The organism is Acerihabitans sp. TG2 (assembly GCF_035013185.1).
Classification (GTDB): Bacteria; Pseudomonadota; Gammaproteobacteria; order Enterobacterales; family Enterobacteriaceae; genus Acerihabitans.
On record NZ_JAYGJO010000091.1, the window covers coordinates 1 to 1,044 of the forward strand.

The 1,044-nt window shown below is 49.3% G+C and carries 1 protein-coding gene; it reads left to right on the forward strand.

Features of this window, described 5'->3' with window-relative positions; translation table 11 throughout:
- Positions 1 to 7 precede the first annotated feature (7 nt).
- A partial coding sequence (locus SJI19_RS24645) for an IS256 family transposase (RefSeq protein WP_323480868.1) occupies positions 8 to 1,044 on the forward strand: 1,037 nt, incomplete at its 3' end.

The window sequence follows — 1,044 nt, forward strand, 5'->3', positions numbered from 1 at the left end:
GTAAATTATGGACGAGAAGAAACTTCAGGCACTTGCTACAGAACTGGCCAAAGGCATCAAGACTGAGGCTGATCTTAATCAGTTTTCACGCATGTTGACTAAGCTTACCGTCGAAACGGCGCTGAATGCTGAACTCACCGATCATCTCGGGCATGAGAAAAATACGCCCAAAACAGGTACCAACACCTGTAACGGGTACTCCTCAAAAACATTGCTTATCGATGACGGCGAGATTGTGCTAAGCACGCCACGTGACCGTGAAGGTACCGTCGAGCCGCAGCTTATCAAGAAGAACCAGACCCGTATCACGCAGATGGACAGCCAGATCCTCTCTCTTTATGCTAAAGGCATGACCACGCGTGAAATCGTTGCGACGTTCAAGGAAATGTATGACGCCGACGTGTCGCCTACCTTGATTTCTAAAGTGACGGATGCCGTTAAAGAACACGTAACCGAATGGCAAAATCGTCCGCTGGACTCGCTATATCCCATTGTTTATCTTGATTGTATCGTGGTGAAGGTTCGGCACAATGGCTCGGTAATAAATAAGGCCGTTTTCCTGGCTCTGGGCATCAATACCGAAGGTAAGAAAGAGCTTCTAGGAATGTGGTTGGCTGAGAATGAGGGTGCCAAGTTCTGGCTTAACGTACTGACTGAGCTGAAAAATCGTGGTCTTCAAGACATCCTTATCGCCTGCGTGGACGGCCTGAAAGGCTTCCCGGAGGCGATAAACAGCGTTTACCCGCAAACGCATATCCAGCTTTGCATTATCCACATGGTACGCAATAGCCTGAAATTCGTATCGTGGAAAGACTATAAGGGCGTTACTGCCGGGCTTAAAACCGTCTATCAATCGCCGACGGAAGAAGCCGCCTTGATGGCGCTGGATGCATTCGCGAACGCCTGGGATGGTAAATATCCTCAAATCAGCAAAAGCTGGCGGGCCCACTGGGAAAATCTCAATACCTTCTTTGGTTATCCGCCCGATATCCGCAAGGCGATCGCGATAGAATCGCTGAACAGTGTGATCCGGCAGGCTATCAA